Source organism: Actinomyces oris (assembly GCF_001929375.1).
Taxonomy (GTDB): domain Bacteria; phylum Actinomycetota; class Actinomycetes; order Actinomycetales; family Actinomycetaceae; genus Actinomyces; species Actinomyces oris_B.
In genome coordinates this window covers 146,693-147,058 of record NZ_MSGO01000009.1, presented here as the reverse complement: position 1 = coordinate 147,058, position 366 = coordinate 146,693, and the positions used below count along the sequence as shown (strand labels likewise).

Here is a 366-nt window from a genome sequence, read left to right as displayed (position 1 = left end):
TGGAGGCGGCTCAGGAGGCCGTGGGTCTGTATCGGGAACTGGCGCGGGTCTCTTCGGAGATATACACGCCCGGCCTGGCGAGATCGTTGAACAACCTGTCTAACAGGTTGTTGGAGGTGGGACGTGGGGGTGAGGCTTTGGAGACGGCTCAGGAGGCCGTGGGTCTGTATCGGGAACTGGCGCGGGTCTCTTCGGAGATATACACGCCCGCCCTGGCCGGAGCGTTGAATGACCTGGCTGCCTTTTTGTCGGGGTTGGGGCGTTCGGGTGAGGCTCTTGAGGTGTCCCAGGAGGCCGTGGGTCTGTATCGGGAATTGGCGGAGGCGACGCCGATGGTCTGCACGCCCAAACTGGCCGGAGCGTTGA

At 63.4% G+C, this 366-nt stretch carries 2 pseudogenes; both read left to right on the top strand.

The window, feature by feature from the left end:
* Positions 1 to 20: 20 nt before the first annotated feature.
* Positions 21 to 131: pseudogene (locus BKH32_RS14690) on the top strand (hypothetical protein); the annotation flags it as partial.
* A gap of 27 nt (positions 132 to 158) precedes the next feature.
* Positions 159 to 366 (top strand): annotated as a pseudogene (locus BKH32_RS14250) (tetratricopeptide repeat protein); the annotation flags it as partial.